This window comes from Mesorhizobium sp. WSM4817 (assembly GCF_055811135.1).
Genome location: NZ_JBVVQQ010000001.1, coordinates 474,220 through 491,314 on the forward strand (window position 1 = coordinate 474,220; position 17,095 = coordinate 491,314).

At 61.1% G+C, this 17,095-nt stretch carries 15 protein-coding genes; 11 read left to right on the forward strand and 4 right to left on the reverse strand.

Annotation, left to right across the window (positions count from 1 at the left end):
- Window positions 1–82 precede the first annotated feature (82 nt).
- The 8 genes from AC0L2K_RS02260 (at window position 83) to AC0L2K_RS02295 (ending at window position 9,452) form a co-directional block, all read left to right on the forward strand.
- Entirely contained in the window at window positions 83–859 is a 777-nt protein-coding gene (locus AC0L2K_RS02260; protein ID WP_473530479.1) for an ABC transporter substrate-binding protein, read from the forward strand.
- Window positions 860–1,322: 463 nt separating this feature from the next.
- Window positions 1,323–2,450 (forward strand): transporter substrate-binding protein, encoded by a 1,128-nt coding sequence (locus AC0L2K_RS02265; RefSeq protein ID WP_473530480.1) that lies wholly within the window; start codon window positions 1,323–1,325, stop codon window positions 2,448–2,450.
- Window positions 2,447–3,049, forward strand: coding sequence for an ANTAR domain-containing response regulator (locus tag AC0L2K_RS02270; RefSeq protein ID WP_473530481.1), 603 nt, complete (start codon window positions 2,447–2,449; stop codon window positions 3,047–3,049). Before AC0L2K_RS02265 ends, AC0L2K_RS02270 begins: the two co-directional genes overlap by 4 nt.
- Window positions 3,027–3,935, forward strand: a complete 909-nt coding sequence (locus tag AC0L2K_RS02275) for an ABC transporter permease (protein WP_473530482.1) — start codon at window positions 3,027–3,029, stop codon at window positions 3,933–3,935. The genes AC0L2K_RS02270 and AC0L2K_RS02275 overlap by 23 nt, the downstream gene beginning before the upstream one ends.
- Window positions 3,932–4,852 carry an ABC transporter permease gene (locus tag AC0L2K_RS02280; RefSeq protein WP_128170087.1) on the forward strand — a complete coding sequence of 307 codons (921 nt, stop codon included), beginning with the start codon at window positions 3,932–3,934 and terminating at the stop codon, window positions 4,850–4,852. The genes AC0L2K_RS02275 and AC0L2K_RS02280 overlap by 4 nt, the downstream gene beginning before the upstream one ends.
- Window positions 4,853–4,944: 92 nt before the next feature.
- A complete protein-coding gene (locus AC0L2K_RS02285; protein ID WP_413468625.1) occupies window positions 4,945–6,540 on the forward strand; it encodes an ABC transporter substrate-binding protein in 1,596 nt (531 codons plus the stop codon).
- Complete coding sequence (locus AC0L2K_RS02290) at window positions 6,530–7,474, forward strand: acetamidase/formamidase family protein (protein ID WP_473530483.1); 945 nt, start codon at window positions 6,530–6,532, stop codon at window positions 7,472–7,474. The genes AC0L2K_RS02285 and AC0L2K_RS02290 overlap by 11 nt, the downstream gene beginning before the upstream one ends.
- Window positions 7,475–7,682: 208 nt before the next feature.
- A complete protein-coding gene (locus AC0L2K_RS02295; protein ID WP_473530484.1) occupies window positions 7,683–9,452 on the forward strand; it encodes an ABC transporter ATP-binding protein in 1,770 nt (589 codons plus the stop codon).
- A 30-nt stretch (window positions 9,453–9,482) separates the two neighbouring features.
- On the opposite strand, the gene AC0L2K_RS02300 is transcribed toward AC0L2K_RS02295, so the two are convergent.
- Window positions 9,483–9,971: a methyltransferase family protein gene (locus AC0L2K_RS02300; protein WP_473530485.1), complete on the reverse strand. Its 489-nt coding sequence runs from the start codon at window positions 9,969–9,971 to the stop codon at window positions 9,483–9,485.
- Window positions 9,972–10,102: 131 nt separating this feature from the next.
- Here AC0L2K_RS02300 and AC0L2K_RS02305 point away from each other — a divergent pair, with 131 nt between their 5' ends.
- Together AC0L2K_RS02305 and AC0L2K_RS02310 are read left to right on the forward strand one after the other, a co-directional pair.
- Window positions 10,103–10,600 carry a MarR family winged helix-turn-helix transcriptional regulator gene (locus tag AC0L2K_RS02305; protein ID WP_473530486.1) on the forward strand — a complete coding sequence of 166 codons (498 nt, stop codon included), beginning with the start codon at window positions 10,103–10,105 and terminating at the stop codon, window positions 10,598–10,600.
- Window positions 10,601–10,777: 177 nt separating this feature from the next.
- Window positions 10,778–11,059 carry a hypothetical protein gene (locus tag AC0L2K_RS02310; RefSeq protein WP_473530487.1) on the forward strand — a complete coding sequence of 94 codons (282 nt, stop codon included), beginning with the start codon at window positions 10,778–10,780 and terminating at the stop codon, window positions 11,057–11,059.
- A gap of 98 nt (window positions 11,060–11,157) precedes the next feature.
- Here the strand turns inward: AC0L2K_RS02310 and AC0L2K_RS02315 are convergent, their stop codons facing one another.
- Both AC0L2K_RS02315 and AC0L2K_RS02320 read right to left on the reverse strand, forming a co-directional pair.
- Window positions 11,158–11,391, reverse strand: coding sequence for a hypothetical protein (locus tag AC0L2K_RS02315; protein WP_128185627.1), 234 nt, complete (start codon window positions 11,389–11,391; stop codon window positions 11,158–11,160).
- Window positions 11,392–12,116: 725 nt separating this feature from the next.
- Window positions 12,117–12,665: a hypothetical protein gene (locus AC0L2K_RS02320; protein ID WP_473530488.1), complete on the reverse strand. Its 549-nt coding sequence runs from the start codon at window positions 12,663–12,665 to the stop codon at window positions 12,117–12,119.
- A gap of 257 nt (window positions 12,666–12,922) precedes the next feature.
- On the opposite strand from AC0L2K_RS02320, the gene AC0L2K_RS02325 reads away from it, so the two are divergent.
- Window positions 12,923–14,881 (forward strand): DUF262 domain-containing protein, encoded by a 1,959-nt coding sequence (locus AC0L2K_RS02325; protein ID WP_473530489.1) that lies wholly within the window; start codon window positions 12,923–12,925, stop codon window positions 14,879–14,881.
- A 131-nt stretch (window positions 14,882–15,012) separates the two neighbouring features.
- Here the strand turns inward: AC0L2K_RS02325 and brxL are convergent, their stop codons facing one another.
- On the reverse strand, window positions 15,013–17,085 hold the full coding sequence (gene brxL, locus AC0L2K_RS02330) for a BREX system Lon protease-like protein BrxL (protein ID WP_473530490.1): 2,073 nt from the start codon (window positions 17,083–17,085) through the stop codon (window positions 15,013–15,015).
- Between the last annotated feature and the right edge of the window lie 10 nt (window positions 17,086–17,095).

The window sequence follows — 17,095 nt, forward strand, 5'->3', positions numbered from 1 at the left end:
ATCGCCGCAGGGCATGTCGTTTCCGTCTCCGCCGCGCCCACAAAACCCCGTAGACTCAGGCCCATCAACGGAGATCTGGATCATGCGCCTTTTCGGTCGTTTCTTGGCTGCCGCGTCCGTCGCCCTGGCGCTCGCCACCGGCGCTGCCACCGCCCAGGACAAGAAACTCAGGCTTGGCACCGAGGGCGCCTATCCGCCTTTCAACTATGCCAATGCCGATGGCACGCTGGGCGGCTTCGACATCGATCTCGGCAAGGCCCTGTGCGCCGAGATGAAGACCGAGTGCGAATTCTCAGTGCAGGATTTCGACGGCTCGATCCCGGCGCTGCAGGCCGGCAAGTTCGACGCCATCATCAACATCACCATCACGCCGGAACGCGCCGAGAAGGTCGACTTCACCCACAAATACTACCAGACGCCGCCGGCCATCGCGGTGCCGAAGGATTCGACCGTCACCGGCACCTCGCCCGAGGACCTGAAAGGCAAGGCGCTTGGCGTGCAGAGCGCCACGATCCACCAGAATTTCGCCGAACAGAAATACGCAGGCTCGACCATCAGACCGTATCCGACCGGCGACGACGCCCGCACCGACATGGTCAACGGCCGCCTCGACGCGGTGATGGACGGCTCCATCCTGCTGACCGAATGGCTGAAAAAACCCGAGGGCGCCTGCTGCAAGCTGCTCGGCACCCTGGCCCCCGACCCGGCCATCCACGGCCCAGGCGTCGGCATCGCGCTGCAGAAGGGCAACAAGGAGCTGGCCGAAAAACTCGACGCGGCGATCGACGCGCTGCGCGCCAACGGCAAATACAAGGAAATCAACGACAAGTACTTTGCCTTCGACGTCTACGGCGAGTAGGCGGAGGCGCTCCGAGCGGGGGGCTTGTTCAAACGCCAGGGCAATCGCTTCAGGTCGGCGCCGCCCCTCATCTGCCTGCCGGCATCTTCTCCCCGTATAGTGACGGGGAGAAGGGGCTGACCGCAACGTTGGCACCATTCCTGCACCGCTGCTGATTGGCGAAATCCTATGCGAAGGCGTCTTTCTCCCCGTCACTGTACGGGGAGAAATGCCCGGCAGGGCAATGAGGGGCAGCGCCGACCTCGACAATTGGCCGCGCCGACATCGACAATTGGTGAATGTCGTCGGGCTCGGCGCGCAACGCGGTCACTTTCCCGGCCTTCACTTTCCCGCTTGACTGACCCGCCGTACCGAATACGCTATTGGCGAAAATACCGGCTCCGACCGCCGGGCGGCAAAAATGCCTCGTATGCCTCGCCTTCCGCGGCGGCGGCTGCGGGGCATTGTTATTTTGGGGATTTGCTTGGGACGGCGTATTGAAATTGGCATCCTTTACTCGCGGTCGGGCAACTACCGCCTGCTGTCCGAATCCTGCCGTTCCGGTGCGATGACGGCGATCGCCGACATCAACGCCGATCCCGCCATCCCGATCGAATTCGTTCCGGTCGAACGCGACCCGCAAGGCAACATCGATGGCTACGCGACGGGATGCGCCGACATTCTCGCCAACAGCGGCGCGCGCCACATCATTGGCTGCATTACGTCATGGAGCCGCAAGGAGGTCATCCCGATCCTCGAGCGCGCCGGCGGCACGCTCTGGTACGCCTGCCCCTATGAGGGCTTCGAAGCGAACGAGCATGTCGTCTACATGCATGCTTGCCCGAACCAGCATCTCGTTCCGCTGTTGGCCCATGTCGTGCCGCGCTTCGGCGCCAACGGTTTTCTGCTCGGCTCGAACTACATCTGGGGCTGGGAGACCAACCGTGTCGCCCGCGACCTGATCGCCGACGCCGGCGGCAAGGTTTTGGGCGAGCGCTATCTGCCGCTCGGCGAGGTCGATGTCTCCAGGCTGATCGCCGAGATCCAGGCGACCCGGCCGGATTTCATCTTGAACAACCTGATCGGCTCCTCGTCCTATGCCTTCATCGCGGCCTATGCCGAGCTCGCCGATCGCGACCCGCATTTCAGGCCGGAGCGCTGCCCGATCCTGTCCTGCAATCTCACCGAATGTGAGTTGCCGGCGCTCAACGGGGCGGGCAATGGCCACCTTTCCGTCGGGCCATACTTTCACGATATCGCGGCAGCGGATCGCCAGGGCGATTCGGCGCCCTCCATCATGCCTGCCTCGTCCTTCGAGGCGGCCGCCTATGCCTCGGTGCGGACGCTTGCCGAAATCCTCGCCCGCAATCCCGGCGCACAATGGCCGGACCTTCCCCAGGCCTTTGCCGGAACCTCGTTTCGAACCCCGCTCGGCGACATCTCCATCGATCCGCAAACCCAGCACGCCACCTTGCCGGTGCAGATCGGGCGCATCGAGGGCACCGCGTTCAAGACTGTGATCGTGACCAAGGGTGTCGCGCCCGATCCCTATCTGTCCCGCTACGACCGGACCGAGACATTCGGCCGCCCACGCCTGAGGGTGGTATCGTGAGCAAGGTCCCGCGCATCCCGAATCTCGGCGGCGCCAGGGCCTTTGTCCTGCATCGTCCGCATCCGACGGTGCAGGCGATCACGCGGCAATTGTCGGCCATCGGCCTCGAGACGGTCGGGTGCTGGCCGGAACTGCCGGCCGAGGCGCTCGTGGCGGACTTCGTCTTCTTTGATGCCGATCTCGGCTTCGACGAACAATTCCCGTGGACGCCGGGTGAGGCGCCGATGCCGCTGGTGGCGCTGATCGGCTCGGAAGCGCCAGGCCGTATCGAGTGGGCGCTGTCGCACAAGGCCGACGCCCAGTTGCTGAAGCCGGTCGGCAATGCCGGCGTCTACAGCGCCCTTTTGATCGCGCGGCAAAGTTTCGAGGCGCGCAAGCTTTTGGCAAGCGAGATATCGTCGCTTCGCCTGCGCGTCGCGGAGCGCCAGACCATCGTGCGCGCGGTGGAGGCCTTGTCGAAAGGTGCCGAGGACGGCCGCGCCTATGCGCAGCTGCGGTCGCTGGCGATGAGCTGGCAGATCAGTGTCGAAGAGGCCGCGCGCCGGATCGTGGCGATGACGGAAGGAGAAGGCGGCGATGACCAGTCCCATCGCGCCTGATCTTCCGGCAACCGGGCGCATGCCGGCCAGGCCGCGCGCCGGCGTCTGGCGGCGCCTGGTCAAGCGTCCCCTGGCATTGATCGGCCTGGTGATCGTTGCCGTCGTCGTGGCCGGCGCCGTCCTGGCGCCGTGGCTGACCGGCTACGATCCGAACGAGCAGATGTTCGACGGGCTGACGCTTGAAGGCGCGCCCTTGCCGCCGAATGCCAGCTTCTGGCTGGGCACGGATCTGCTCGGCCGCGATCTGCTGACCCGCATCCTTTTCGGCGCGCGCACCTCGCTGATCATCGGCATCGTCGCCAACGGCGTGGCGCTTCTGATCGGCACGCTGGTTGGCGTCACCGCGGGCTATTTCCGCGGCTGGATCGGTGGCGCGCTGATGCGCTTCACCGATCTGATGATGGCCTTTCCGGCGCTGCTGCTCGCCATCTGCCTGGCGGCGGTGCTCCAGCCGAGCCTGTGGATCGTTGCCATGGTGATCGCTCTGGTGAACTGGGTGCAGACCGCGCGGGTCATCTACACCGAGACCAGCTCGCTCGCCGAGCGCGAGTTCATCGACGCCGAGCGTACGATCGGGGCCAGCGTGCCACGCATCCTGTTTCGCCATATCCTGCCGCATCTGCTGCCGACGATCATCGTCTGGGGCACGCTCGGCATCTCGACCACGGTGCTGCTCGAAGCAACGCTCAGTTATCTCGGCATCGGCGTGCAGCCGCCGACCGCATCCTGGGGCAACATCATTTTCGAGAACCAAACCTATTTCCAGGCAGCGCCCTGGCTGGTCTTCTTTCCGGGTGCGGCGATCCTGGCGCTGGCGCTGGCCTTCAACCTCATCGGCGATGCGCTGCGCGACATCCTCGATCCGACGCAAAGGGGCCGGGCATGATCGCCTATCTCGGCCGCCGCGTTATCCAGTCCGTGCTCATCCTGCTCGGCGTCTCATTGATCACCTTTGCGTTGCTCTACCTGCTGCCCGCCGACCCCGTCCGCCAGATCGCCGGCCGCAGTGCCACGCCCGAAACGGTCGAGAACATCCGCCGGCAGCTCGGCCTCGATCAGCCCTTCTTCATCCAGTACTGGCACTATCTGACCAGCCTGCTCAGCGGCGATCTCGGCCGCTCCTACATCCAGCGTTCAGAGGTCACGGAGCTCATCGTCTCGCGGCTGCCGGCAAGCCTGCTTTTGATGGTCGGCGCCATCCTTTGCGAGCTGGCGATCGGCCTGACGATGGGCCTTGTTGCCGCCGTCAGGCGCGGCACCGCCACCGACCAGACGCTGATGGTCGCGTCCTTTGTCGGCGTCTCGGCGCCGCAGTTCGTCGTCGGCCTTCTGCTCCTTTACGTATTCGCCGTGCAGCTCGGCTGGTTTCCGATCGGCGGCTACGGCACCTGGCGCCATCTGGTGCTGCCCTCGCTGACCATGGGGATCCTCGGCGCCGGCTGGTACGCCCGCATGATGCGCTCGTCGATGATCGACGTGCTGCGCCAGGATTATATGCGGACCGCCCGCGCCAAGGGTCTTGCGCGCGGCGCCATCATCTTCCGCCATGCACTGCCCAACGCCATCCTGCCGGTCATCGCCATGATCGGCATCGACATCGGCATCTTCATGGGCGGCATCGTAGTGGTCGAAAGCGTGTTCGGCTGGCCCGGCATCGGCCAGCTTGCCTGGCAGGCCATCCAGCGCGTCGACATTCCGATCATCATGGGCGTCACCCTGGTTTCGGCCTTCGCCATCGTGCTTGGCAATCTCCTGGCCGACACCGTCGCACCGTTCATCGACCCGCGCATCAAGCTCAGATGAAAACCAAAAAAAGACCGGCAACAACCAGAGAAAGGGAACATGAGATGAAGAAATTCTTGACCTCCACCGTTGCGGTATCGGCGCTCGCGCTGATGCTCGGCATGACAAGCGCCCGCGCCGAACACGCCGTCGATCCGAACGCCAAGCCGGGCGGCGCGATCACCATCACCTACAAGGACGACGTCGCCACGCTCGATCCGGCCATCGGCTACGACTGGCAGAACTGGTCGATGATCAAGACCCTGTTCGACGGGCTGATGGACTACGAGCCGGGCACCACCAACCTGCGGCCCGACCTCGCCGAGAGCTACGAGATTGCGCCCGACGGCAAGACCTTCACCTTCAAGCTGCGCCAGGGGGTGAAGTTCCACAATGGCCGCGAGATGACTGCCGACGACGTGAAATATTCGCTCGACCGCGTCACCAATCCGAAGACGCAGAGCCCGGGCGCCGGCTTCTTCGGCTCGATCAAGGGCCATGAGGATGTCGCTGCAGGCAAGGCGGAAAGCCTGGCGGGCGTCACCGTCGTCGACCCCTACACCATCAAGTTCGAGCTGACCCGGCCCGACGCCACCTTCCTGCATGTCATGGCCATCAACTTCTCGCATGTCGTGCCGAAGGAGGAGGTCGAGAAATACGGCGCGGATTTTGGCAAGCATCCGGTCGGCACCGGGGCTTTCAAGTTCGCCGAATGGACGCTCGGCCAGCGCGTCGTCTTCGAGCGCAACCCGGATTACTGGCACAAGGGCCTGCCGCATCTCGACAAGGTCACCTTCGAGATTGGGCAGGAGCCGATCGTGGCGCTGCTGCGGCTGCAGAAGGGCGAGATCGACGTGCTCGGCGACGTTATTCCGCCGGCCAAGTTCCAGGAGGTGATGGCCGATCCCGAGCAGAAGGCCCGTGTCGTCGAGGGCGGCCAGTTGCACACCGGCTACATCACCATGAACACCACCATGGCGCCGTTCGACAATGTGAAGGTGCGGCAAGCGGTCAACATGGCGATCAACAAGGACCGTATCGTCCAGCTGATCAACAACCGTGCGGTGCCGGCCAACCAGCCGCTGCCGCCGTCGATGCCCGGCTATGACAAGGAATTCAAGGGCTATCCCTATGACGTGGCCAAGGCCAAGGCTTTGCTTGCCGAGGCCGGTCATCCCGATGGTTTCGACACGCAGCTGTTCGCCATGAACACCGATCCCAACCCGCGCATCGCCCAGGCGATCCAGCAGGATTTGGCGGCAGTCGGCATCAAGGCCAGCATCCAGTCGCTCGCGCAGGCCAATGTCATCGCGGCCGGCGGCGACAAGGCCGGCGCGCCGATGATCTGGTCCGGCGGCATGGCCTGGATCGCCGATTTCCCCGATCCGTCGAATTTCTACGGGCCGATCCTCAGCTGCGCCGGCGCGGTTCCGGGCGGCTGGAACTGGTCGTGGTACTGCAACAAGGATCTCGACGCCAAGGCGGCGGAGGCTGACTCGATCGTCGATCCGGCCAAATCAGGCGAACGTGCCAGGATGTGGAGCGCGATCTACGGCAAGATCATGGAAGACGCGCCCTGGGTGCCGGTCTTCAACGAGCAGCGCTTCACCATGAAATCGCCCCGGATGGGCGGCGCCGACAATCTCTATGTCGACCCTGTCCATATCCCGATCAACTACGACAATGTGTATGTGACCGATGTGCAATAACTGCGACTACACCATCCACGGGCGCCATCACCATTTCGGCTGGGACAATTCCTTTGTCCCGACTGAGCGGGTGGCGCCCGGTTCGACGATCGAGTTTCAGTGCCTGGACTCGTCCGGAGGCCAGTTGACGCTGGACAGCACTGTGGACGACGTCGCTTTGCTCGACTTCGCCAAGGTGAACCCCGTCACCGGGCCCATCTATGTCGACGGGGCTGAGCCGGGCGACGCGCTGAAGATCACAATTGAGGCGTTCAAGCCGTCCGGCTTCGGCTGGACGGCGAACATTCCGGGGTTCGGCCTGCTCGCCGACGATTTTCCGGAGCCGGCGCTGAACATCTGGACATACGACGCCGCCTCGCTCGAGCCGGCGCTGTTCGGCAAGCATGCGCGGGTGCCGCTGAAACCCTTTGCCGGCACCATCGGCAACGCGCCGGCTGAAATGGGTCTCCACTCGGTGGTACCGCCAAGGCGCGTCGGCGGCAATCTCGACATCCGCGATGTCGCGGCCGGCACCACGCTCTATCTGCCGGTGGAGGTGGCCGGTGCGCTGTTTTCGGTCGGCGACACGCATGCCGCGCAGGGCGACGGCGAAGTGTGCGGCACGGCGATCGAAAGCCCGATGGATGTCGTGCTCAAGCTCGACCTGGTTAAAAATGCACGGCTGAAGACGCCGCGCTTCACCACGCCGGGTCCGGTGACGCGCCATCTCGATGCCAAGGGCTATGAGGTGACGACCGGCATCGGACCGGACCTGATGACGGGAGCCAGGGAAGCGGTCTCGCAGATGATCGACCTGCTTGCCGGCCGCTACGCAATGGACCCGGTCGAGGCCTATATGCTGGTTTCGGTCTGCGGCGATCTCCGGATCAGCGAGATCGTCGACATGCCGAACTGGGTGGTGTCGTTCTATTTCCCGCGCTGCGTGTTTGAATGAACGCTGCGTTCCGTCACACCCCCCTCTGGTCTGCCGACCATCTCCCCCGCAAGGGGGGAGATCGGATGTCACGACGGATTTCGCCAATCTTCAACGGCGAAGAATGGCCGCGGGGGGGAAACTGCCAATCTCCCCCCTTGCGGGGGAGATGTCCGGCAGGACAGAGGGGGGTGCGCAGGAACACGACCTTCTCCCGGCCGCGCCCACAATGACCCTCGCCGACAACCCCATCCTCGATATCGCCAACCTCTCCGTCAGCGTGCGCGGCGAGGACGGCGAACGGGAAGTCGTGTCGGACCTGTCGCTGACGCTCAAGCGTGGCGAGACGCTTTGCATCGCCGGCGAATCCGGCTCCGGAAAATCGATGACGGCGCTGGCGATAATGCAGTTGCTGCCGCAGCCTGCCGCACGAATTTCCTCTGGCATGATCCAGCTTGGCGAAATCGACCTCGCGACACTCGATGAGCGTCGGATGCGCCATATTCGCGGCGACCGCATCGCGATGATCTTCCAGGAGCCGATGACATCGCTCAATCCGGTGCTGTCGATCGGCCGGCAGCTGGTCGAGTCCATCGAGGCCCATACCGGCCTGTCGCGTGCCGAGGCGCGCCAGCGCGCCGTCGAGGCCCTGAAGGCCGTCCGCATCTCGGAAGCCGAAAGCCGGCTAAAACAGTTTCCGCACGAACTGTCCGGCGGTATGCGCCAGCGCGTGATGATCGCAATGGCGCTGGCGCTGAAACCGGATGTGCTGATCGCCGACGAGCCGACGACGGCGCTCGACGTCACCGTTCAAGGCGAGGTGCTGGAACTGTTGCGCGATCTGCAGCGCGAACACGGCACCAGCGTCATCCTCATCACCCACGACATGGGTGTGGTTGCCGAAATGGCCGATCGCGTCGTCATCATGCGGCACGGCCGCATGGTCGAGCAGGGAACAACCGCCGACATCTTTGCCCGCCCGCAAGCCGACTATACGCGTGAACTGCTCGCCGCCGTGCCGCGCATTGGTACCGGCGTCGGCCGCCAAAAATCCGCCGAACAAAAATCCGTCGAAGCGGAAATGCCCGCAAGCGTGGCGGTGGTCAACGATCTGCATGTCCGCTTCGACCTGCGCGGTGGCTTCTTCGGCCAAGTGAACCGCCGTGTCCACGCCGTCGAAGGCATCAGCTTTTCGATCGCGCCGCGCGAGACGCTGGCGCTGGTCGGCGAATCCGGCTGCGGCAAGTCGACCACCGCCAAGGCGCTGGTCGGGCTTGTGCCCTACCACGGCGATATCGTGATCGGCGGGCGCAATCTGGCGGGCCTTGGCCGTGACCAGCGCAAGGCGGTTCGCCGCGATGTGCAGATGATTTTCCAGGATCCCTATGCCTCGCTTGACCCGCGCATGCGCGTCGGCGACCTCGTTGCCGAGCCGCTGTTGATCCATGGCATCGCTTCGAAGGAAGAGCGCAGCCAGCTTGTGGCAGCGCTGTTCGAACGCGTCGGCCTGTCGGCCGACCAGATGGAGCTCTATCCGCACGAATTCTCGGGCGGCCAGCGTCAGCGCATCTGCATCGCGCGCGCTCTCGCGCTCAGGCCCAAACTCATCATCGCCGACGAAAGCGTTTCGGCGCTCGACGTGTCGGTCCAGGCCCGGGTGCTCGACCTGCTGAAGGAACTGCAGCGCGAATTCGGCATCGCCTATCTGTTCATCTCGCACGATATGGCGGTGGTCGAGAACATTTCCGATCGTGTCGCCGTCATGTATCTCGGCCAGATCGTCGAAATGGGCACCCGCGACCAGGTCTTTTCGAACCCGCGCCACCCCTACACCAAGCGCTTGATCGAAGCCGTGCCGGTGCCCGATCCGGCAAGACGCCGGCCGCGTTTCGCGCGTCTCGATCAGGAGATTCCGAGCCCGACCCGAAAAATCGGCGAAGAGCCGCCGAAACTGGCCCTGAGGGATCTTGGCAACGGTCATCTCGTTGCGGTTTCCTGACGTGCGCAACTGTCGGCATTCTTGCGACGCTCAGAGCCACCGCCGCACGGTTTGCCTGTAGCCGCGATACGCATCGCCGAACCGCCGCTCGAGATAGGCCTCCTCGCGGGCGACGACGCCGTAGCGGATCAGGATCGCCAGCGGCAGCGTGAGGACAAGGGTCCAAATATTCTGCGCGGCCACGCCGATGCCGCCATAGATGAGGAACATGCCGAGGTAGATCGGATTGCGCGTCCAGCCGTGGATGCCGGTCGTCACCAGCACGCGCGTCGGCTCATTCGTCGGCACCGGCGTCGCCGCGCGGGAGAAATTGCGAATGCCCGCGGCGAAAAGCGCAAAACCGATCAGGATCAGCGAGCCGCCAATGATCCAGCTAACCAGCCCCGGACCGGGGAACGGCAAACGCAGCAGGCGATCCAGCACGAAGCCAATCAGGAAAGCAGCGAGAAAGAGCAGCGGCGGTCTCGCGATGACACCTGCGGTTCCACTGTCGGTTTGCCCAGCCTGGTCCATTGCCATGTCTGCTCCCGCAGATGCCTAGGGCGCCGAAGCCCCATGCCGCCTAAAGATGACAACCAAGGTGTCATTCTAAAAGTTGACAACCGTGGTGTCAATCGCAGAAATTGGCACGGAAAAGGGGAAAGAAAGCGATGGCGTCGGCAAGACACGACCAGAGGACCGGGACGGACCCCATCGCTGACGGCAAAGCCGAGGCGATCACCGAGCTGATGCTCGAAGTGGCCCAGTGCTTCTTCAGGATACGAGCTCTCGGCCAGAAGACAGGGCTCATCACCAGTTGGGGCGGCGGTGCGTTCGGCTTCATGCGAAGCCTGGCGCTGCTTGGTCCGCTCACCGTGCCGCAGATCGCCCAGATGCGGCCCACCAGCCGCCAGCGCATGCAGCGCCTGGCGGATGAGCTTGCGGCCGAGGGGCTGGTCGAATTCATCGACAATCCAAAACACCGGCGCTCGAAGCTTGTGCAGCTGACGCGCAAAGGCGCCGCGCGCTACGGCGAGCTGAACGCCCAGCTCTTGGCGATCGCCTCGACCATGGGCGTCGCTCTCGACGAAACGGATATCCGCAAGACCGTCGAGATCGTGCGGCAACTGAGCGATGACGTGAAAGTGCGGTCGGAGCGGCTGGGCTGACGCAAAGGCTGCGGCGGCGCCATTGAAGCGATCCCCGATGCTTGAGCGATGAGCTCGCCGGCTGATTGCCGCTTCCGTCCGCCCCGCTGGCGGACGACTGCCAACCGGAACCTCTGCGGAGCTGAGGCGTTCGAAGCGCAAAAGCTGAGAGCTGCGCCACCGCAAAAGAGTACTGCAATGGCTCAGAAAGCAAAGATAACGACAGGCACGAACGACCGGCCGCGCAACGAGACCATAGGCCAATCCGGCGAAGGCCTGCCGGGCAGCATGCCGCTTGAAGTCGACGAGGCCGCCGCCCGGCTAGGAAAGCAGCTGCAAGGCAAACCCGGGCGATTTGGCGAAGCCTATCCCGATGCGCCAGGCATTGCCGGCGCCAGCGTGATTATTTGTCGCCGCTGCGCCGGGACAGGCATGATCGACGGCCGCACCTGCCCCGAATGCGGCGGAACCGGAAGGTGACGACGCCGATCGGCGGCGGCTGAGGCGATCAGGAGAGCGATTACGCTTCGCGTCAACGTCGATCACTGAAGCGAAAGGGGCCGATGGCATCGTGCGGATCAGATCGCCGGCACCCACTTCCAGAACACGCCCTCCATCCGTTCGGGGTAGTGTTTGAACTCGCATTCGAAGCGCCATCCGTAAGCCTTGGCGGCCGCCAGTGCTGCCGGGCTGACCGGGTTCATACCCGTTCCCGGCGCAAACCAGTCCTCCAGCAAGTCGTCGGGCACGTAGGCGCCGATCCTCAAGGGCAGCTTTTCGAGGACGACATCCATTTCCTCAGGCGCGGACAATGGTTTCTCCCTTCGAGATCTACCGACAACAAGCCATTCGAGGCCGATTGGGTTCCAGACTATCCCGAACTCGTTGATCGCAGGTGCCGCTCGCCTCCTGGCTTGCAAGGACACTAACCGCTACCGTGACCCGCCGATTCAAACCTCGCTGGCCGCACTGATCCGCTCAGGAACCCCGATGGCTTTGTCCTGATGCTAGAAGTTTGGGCAAGGCCTGCCAGGCATCTGAATATTTCGGGAAGCATGGACCCGAAAATGGCTCAGATGGAGGGAAAGTTGGGGGACCCAATTGATCGGACGAAATGGGCGAATCTTGTTTCGACCGTCTATTCGATCGACTGAGGTTCTTCGGTACGAAAACTAGCAGATGAACGCCGCTAGGCCATGCGGGAGTATGCCGGATAATGTCGGCGACTTTGGCTATGTTATACCGCGCTCAAATACTCTTGTTTAACAGCTGACCAGAATTGTCGGGTTTTTTGCTGGCGGTGAAAGTGCCACGCTTCTCCAGGAACATCGTTGTCACGTAGGTCCGAAAACACAGGGCTCCTGAGTACCTTGTCGAAGGCTTTCCGGAAACGCAGTTCCCGAGGGTTGAACGGAGGCGGACTGACAGTCTCAGAAGCCAATATAACATTTTGCGGTAAGCCGTCGGAAGCCCAGCTGAACCCCCCTGTTACCACGATGCCGCTCAACTGGAGAAACCAAGGCGCGCGTTTGCTTGGTTATCCGGACGATAGTCTCTGCCACACCAGCAGCCAGCGGTTTGCGAGGACAGGTCTGTCATCATCATGGACTACCCAAAACCCCTCTTCCACTCGGCGATTTAGTTCTACGCCTTTTCCCCCCAACGCGTCTTCGACGGCCTTCTCGTTTGTAGTCCATTCCTCGTCATCGCCGACAAATGACACGATTGGCAACTCTTCAGCGCCAATATCAAAGTCAGCGAAACTTGCGACCGATGGCTTGTAAAATATCGCTCGCATATCCCATAGCCGCTCTGCTTCGTTCCAATCTGGGTCAGTGATCGGCTTCGAGCTATTGGACCATAGGTCATCAAACCATTTCTGGATGTCGCGAAGGTCCTCGACGAGAATGCCTGCCTCGATCCAGCTCGCCTGTTCTAACCCTTGAAGGGCAAGCCCGTTGATCGAAGCATTTGCAGACGTTACTACTGCGCGATTTCGGCCGATGTACACCTTCGCATGAAGCGTGTCGCATTGCCTTAACTCAGCTCGTACGTTGCGCAAAGCGCGCGGATTTGTGCCACCCATGCGCAAGTTGGCGACGACCTTGCAGTCTAGCCCGGTTACCCAGCTCTCGCACCCACGTCCCCAAAAAGCGACGGCGCTCCTTTCTCAGCAAGAATAGACCGAATTTCGCGGCTGAGATCCGTTCCAAATAAGAAATTTCCCAACTGGCACTCCTAATTGCTCTGAGGGATTGATCTGTGGGAAAGTCGACCAGAGACACGGTTCCGTGCGGATTCCACTTCGCCACTTTGTATAGCAGCCTAAGTCGGGAGCAAAAAATGAAGGCAGGACCTGTTGAAATCGGCACATTGCTGCAAAATCGGAATCGCTACTGCGTTCCAATTTACCAGCGTCACTATGTCTGGAATCGCGAGAAGCAGTGGGAGCCTTTCTGGCAGGACATTAGGACAAAGGCCATTGAGCGGCTGGCCGGACGGGAACGACGCTTCTCTCACTTCATGGGCGCGGTTGTCTTGGAAAGCCGGGCAAAGCCTTCGGTAAAGCAGGTTCCCTCCTTTCAAGTGGTGGACGGTCAGCAACGGCTAACAACGTTCCAACTGTTTTTGACAGCGGCGCGCCACTACGCTCAATCGATCGGTCACGAAACTACTGTCGGCAATATCACGCGCTACGTACTGAATAGCGACCCCCAACTCATGGAGGACGCTGATATCGAAATCTACAAAGTTTGGCCCACAGAATCGAACCGAAAGCTATTCGTTGACATCATAGCGTCGAAGGACCGCGCGGCGCTAAAGAAGGCCTACGCGGATCAGTGGTACGCGAATTCCAGTAGGGACCAAGTCAAGGAATACAACACGACGCCGTCGATGCTCCGCGCATACGGATATTTCTACGATCGCATCAAGCACTCTGTCGAGACAGATGATCTTCACGACGATCTGGTGGAGGCCCCCGAGGTCGAGAACGCGACCGCCCCTGCAAGCGAGGATGGCATACCAAAGGAACTCAAGCTCGACGCAATTTGGCAATCGCTGCTGGAGGAATTCAAAGTTGTCGAGATCGTCCTGGACGAAGGCGATGACGCACAGGTCATCTTTGAAACCTTGAATGACCGCGGAGAGCCTTTGCTGGCGGCTGATCTAGTCCGCAACAACATATTTCAGCGAGCCGATGCGCGCGGGGAGAATGCGGAGGTTCTGTTCAAGCGACATTGGAAACCCTTTGAGGCTCCGTTCTGGAGTGTGATGGAGAAGCAAGGTCGCTATAAGAAGCAGCGTATCGAGTTCTTCATTGCCAACTTTATCGCAGGGAAAATGGCCGGCGATGTCACTATCTCCAAACTTTTCTCCGAATACAAAGCGTTCCTGAGACCGGCTCGCAACAGCACGGTTCCCCGGTATGCGAACGTGCAGGCCGAGATTCAGGACCTTGAAGCGTACGGCAAGGTATATCGCGACGTTGTCGAACGGACCTCGGGCTCACCCTTGGCCGTGTTTTCCGCCAGGCTTCGGCCGTGGGATGTCACAACGATCAATCCCCTGCTCCTTCGCCTGTGGTCAAGCAATATGGGCGAAACCGAAAAGCAGGCATCCCTCGACCTTCTTCTATCCCTAATCGTGCGCCGGGCGGTATGCGGGTTGACCTCTAAAAACTACAACAACCTGTTTCTTATGGTTGTCGCAGACATGGACAAGAAGGGATGGAGTTACGAGAATCTGCGTGCATATCTGCTCGGCTTAACATCAGAGAGTGGCCGCTTTCCGCAAGATGGGGAATTCGAGAATGCCATCGGAACCAAACCTCTCTACACGACGCTTGGGCCAGCACGCCTTCGAACGCTACTGTCCGAGATAGAGCTAGCCAAGCGCGGCAAGAAGCAGGAACACCAATCTCTCCCCGAGACGCTTACCGTCGAGCATATCCTGCCTCAACAATGGCGTCAGCATTGGCCAATGGTTAGCGAAGTGCAGCCGACTGAGGCAGATTTCAACCAGGCGTTCTTTGCGGTCCTTGAGAACGAATCTGCCGTGGGGCAGATCGTACGCCGTAACCGGATCAAACATACGCTCGGCAATCTCACGCTTGTTACGCAATCCTTCAATAGCGGCGTTAGCAATCTAGCGTTCAGCAAAAAGCGGCAGGAATTCGAGGATCAATCCATCTTAATGCTAACCAAGGATTTCGTTAAAAAAGACGGGTGGTCAGAAGACGAAATATCCGATCGGGGAAAGATCCTGTATGCACTTTCACGCCAAATTTGGGCGGCTCCTTAACAAACTGACGACCCGCGAAATTCGCGGCGGAGCCGTTGAAGGGGTAGGAGGCAACATCGTAACGTCGTATCAGGTGAAGGCGCCGGAGCGCTAATTTCGGTGCCGGCGCCGGCACGGAAATATCATCTGATCTAGAGCTTGTTCGCTCTAGCCTCACGCATGTACGTCACTTCAAACGCTTTGGCGGACCGGAACTGCTGAAGTCGGTTTGAGAGGCTGAAGGCGTCGTTCATTTCGTAATGCTGGAAGATGTCGAGGCCTCGGTCGAGGGAGATTTTCCAGCCCGTATCGGTCACGATGTGGCGCGCGTGGATGGTTCCGGTACCGTCAAACTCCCAAGTGAAATTGACGCCTGAACCGAGACAGGACTCTTCGATGGAAAGCAGATTGGCCTTTTGTTGATCCGCTTTGAGATCATCGCGCGCCGTCACTAGATGGATGTCCACCTCGTCCTCCGGCGCCTTGTGCTTGACGACGGTCTCGATGAACTCCATCAGGTTCCGGACCTGGTAGAAAAGACGGATGTAGGGGTCCGTGAGCGTGATCTTCCGTGCGCCCCTGACATAGGGGCTAAAGAGCAAGTCGAATGAAACGCCCTTCTGGTTCTCGCTGAAAACTCGGTGGCCTTCCCTCGCATCCGGCAAGACGCTTTCAGCTTTGCTGGTCGAAGGCACGCTATTCCCGGAAACCACCTCCTCCTGGATCTCCGGTTGGCCCTCCTGCTGCGCAGCGGCCCGACGGCGATAGTGGGTAGGGTACTCGTCTTCCTCGAGCGTGGTGACGGCAACCTTCCGGTCTCCGGCGGCGAAGTAGGAAAAATCGATGTCGGGATATGTGTTGTCGATCCGCATCAACTGATCCTTGACGCGCTTTCGTCCCTCGATCGAGAGCCTGAGAAGCTCTTCGGTCTCCTCCGCCGACGCGCCACCGCCCGGGAAAAGGATCTTCATCAGGCCGGAAAAGGTCTTGTTGATCCCGTCGCGGTCGCGGGTCGAGATGGCCGAGGATAGCCGAAACAAGTCCTTGTAGCGATCGGAATAGTCGTCGCTTCTGAGGTGCCGCAGGATTTCGGCGAGATAATCGACGACGAATCCATAGCCGTTGGAGAACATTTCTCCGCGGATCACGTCCACCTCCCAACCCGGGATGTAGGCATGCAGGCGATCGATGAACGCCGAGTCGTAGTATTTCTCGGGAACCTCCTCGAAAAGATCGGTGTGCTTGAGCATATAGGGGACGTTGTGTTTCGTGTTCCCTACGAACACCATCGAGGCCTCGGCGCCCAGCGTCTCCACGCCTCGGGAGAACGTTTTGTTCGCCATATAGTTTTTCATGATGTCGACGAGCGACTTGTCGACCCTCTTTTGCCGACCAGCGAACTCGTCGAAAGCGACGACATCCCAGTATCCCACGAGCCCGAGCTTGCCGGACTGGTTGTTCACGAACAGCTTGGGCACGGTCACTTCGCCACCCGAGATCAGAATTCCGTGGGGCGAAAATTCCGAATAGATGTGTGACTTTCCCGTCCCCTTCGGCCCGAGCTCGATGAGGTTGTAGTTGCGCTCGACGAACGGGATGAGCCGCATCAGCTGGATCAGCTTGCTGCGTTTCCCGAACATCTCCGGGTCGAAGCCTATGCTCTGGATCAGAAGGTCGATCCACTCGTCCGTCGTGAATTCCTGGCGCGCCTTCAGATAGGCTTCGTAGTCGAAATGGGAGAGCTGGATCGGCTTAAGGGTGCCGAGAATCCATGGCGAGACGGCTTTGTCCTCGGTGTGCTCGTATTCGACGTCCGCGATGCACCAAACACCGCTCACAAGGAGCTTGGGGTGGGACTTCACCGTCCCGGAATCGACAATGACCTTCTTGATGCCCAGGTTCGCGAATTCCGCCTCGTAGGCATCATTCTTGTCGTTCAGCGCGACGCTGATCTTGTCGATGACCTTGTAGCGGCCCTTTTCGCGAACGTTCGAGCGAACGAGTCCCGCCTCGTTCCGATGGACATAATGCTTACGCAGGATCTCCTTGACCGTCTCGATGCCGGACTGGATCGAAGCCTCGTCGCTGGTCGCGCAGTACTGCCCGAGGAGGTATTCAAGCACATAGGTGGGAACGATGGCGTTTCCCTTGACCGCCTTGACCAGGTCCTTGCGGACAACCAGACCCGGGAAGGCCGCATTGATTTTGGTATCCAGCGCGTTCAATCGCCCACTC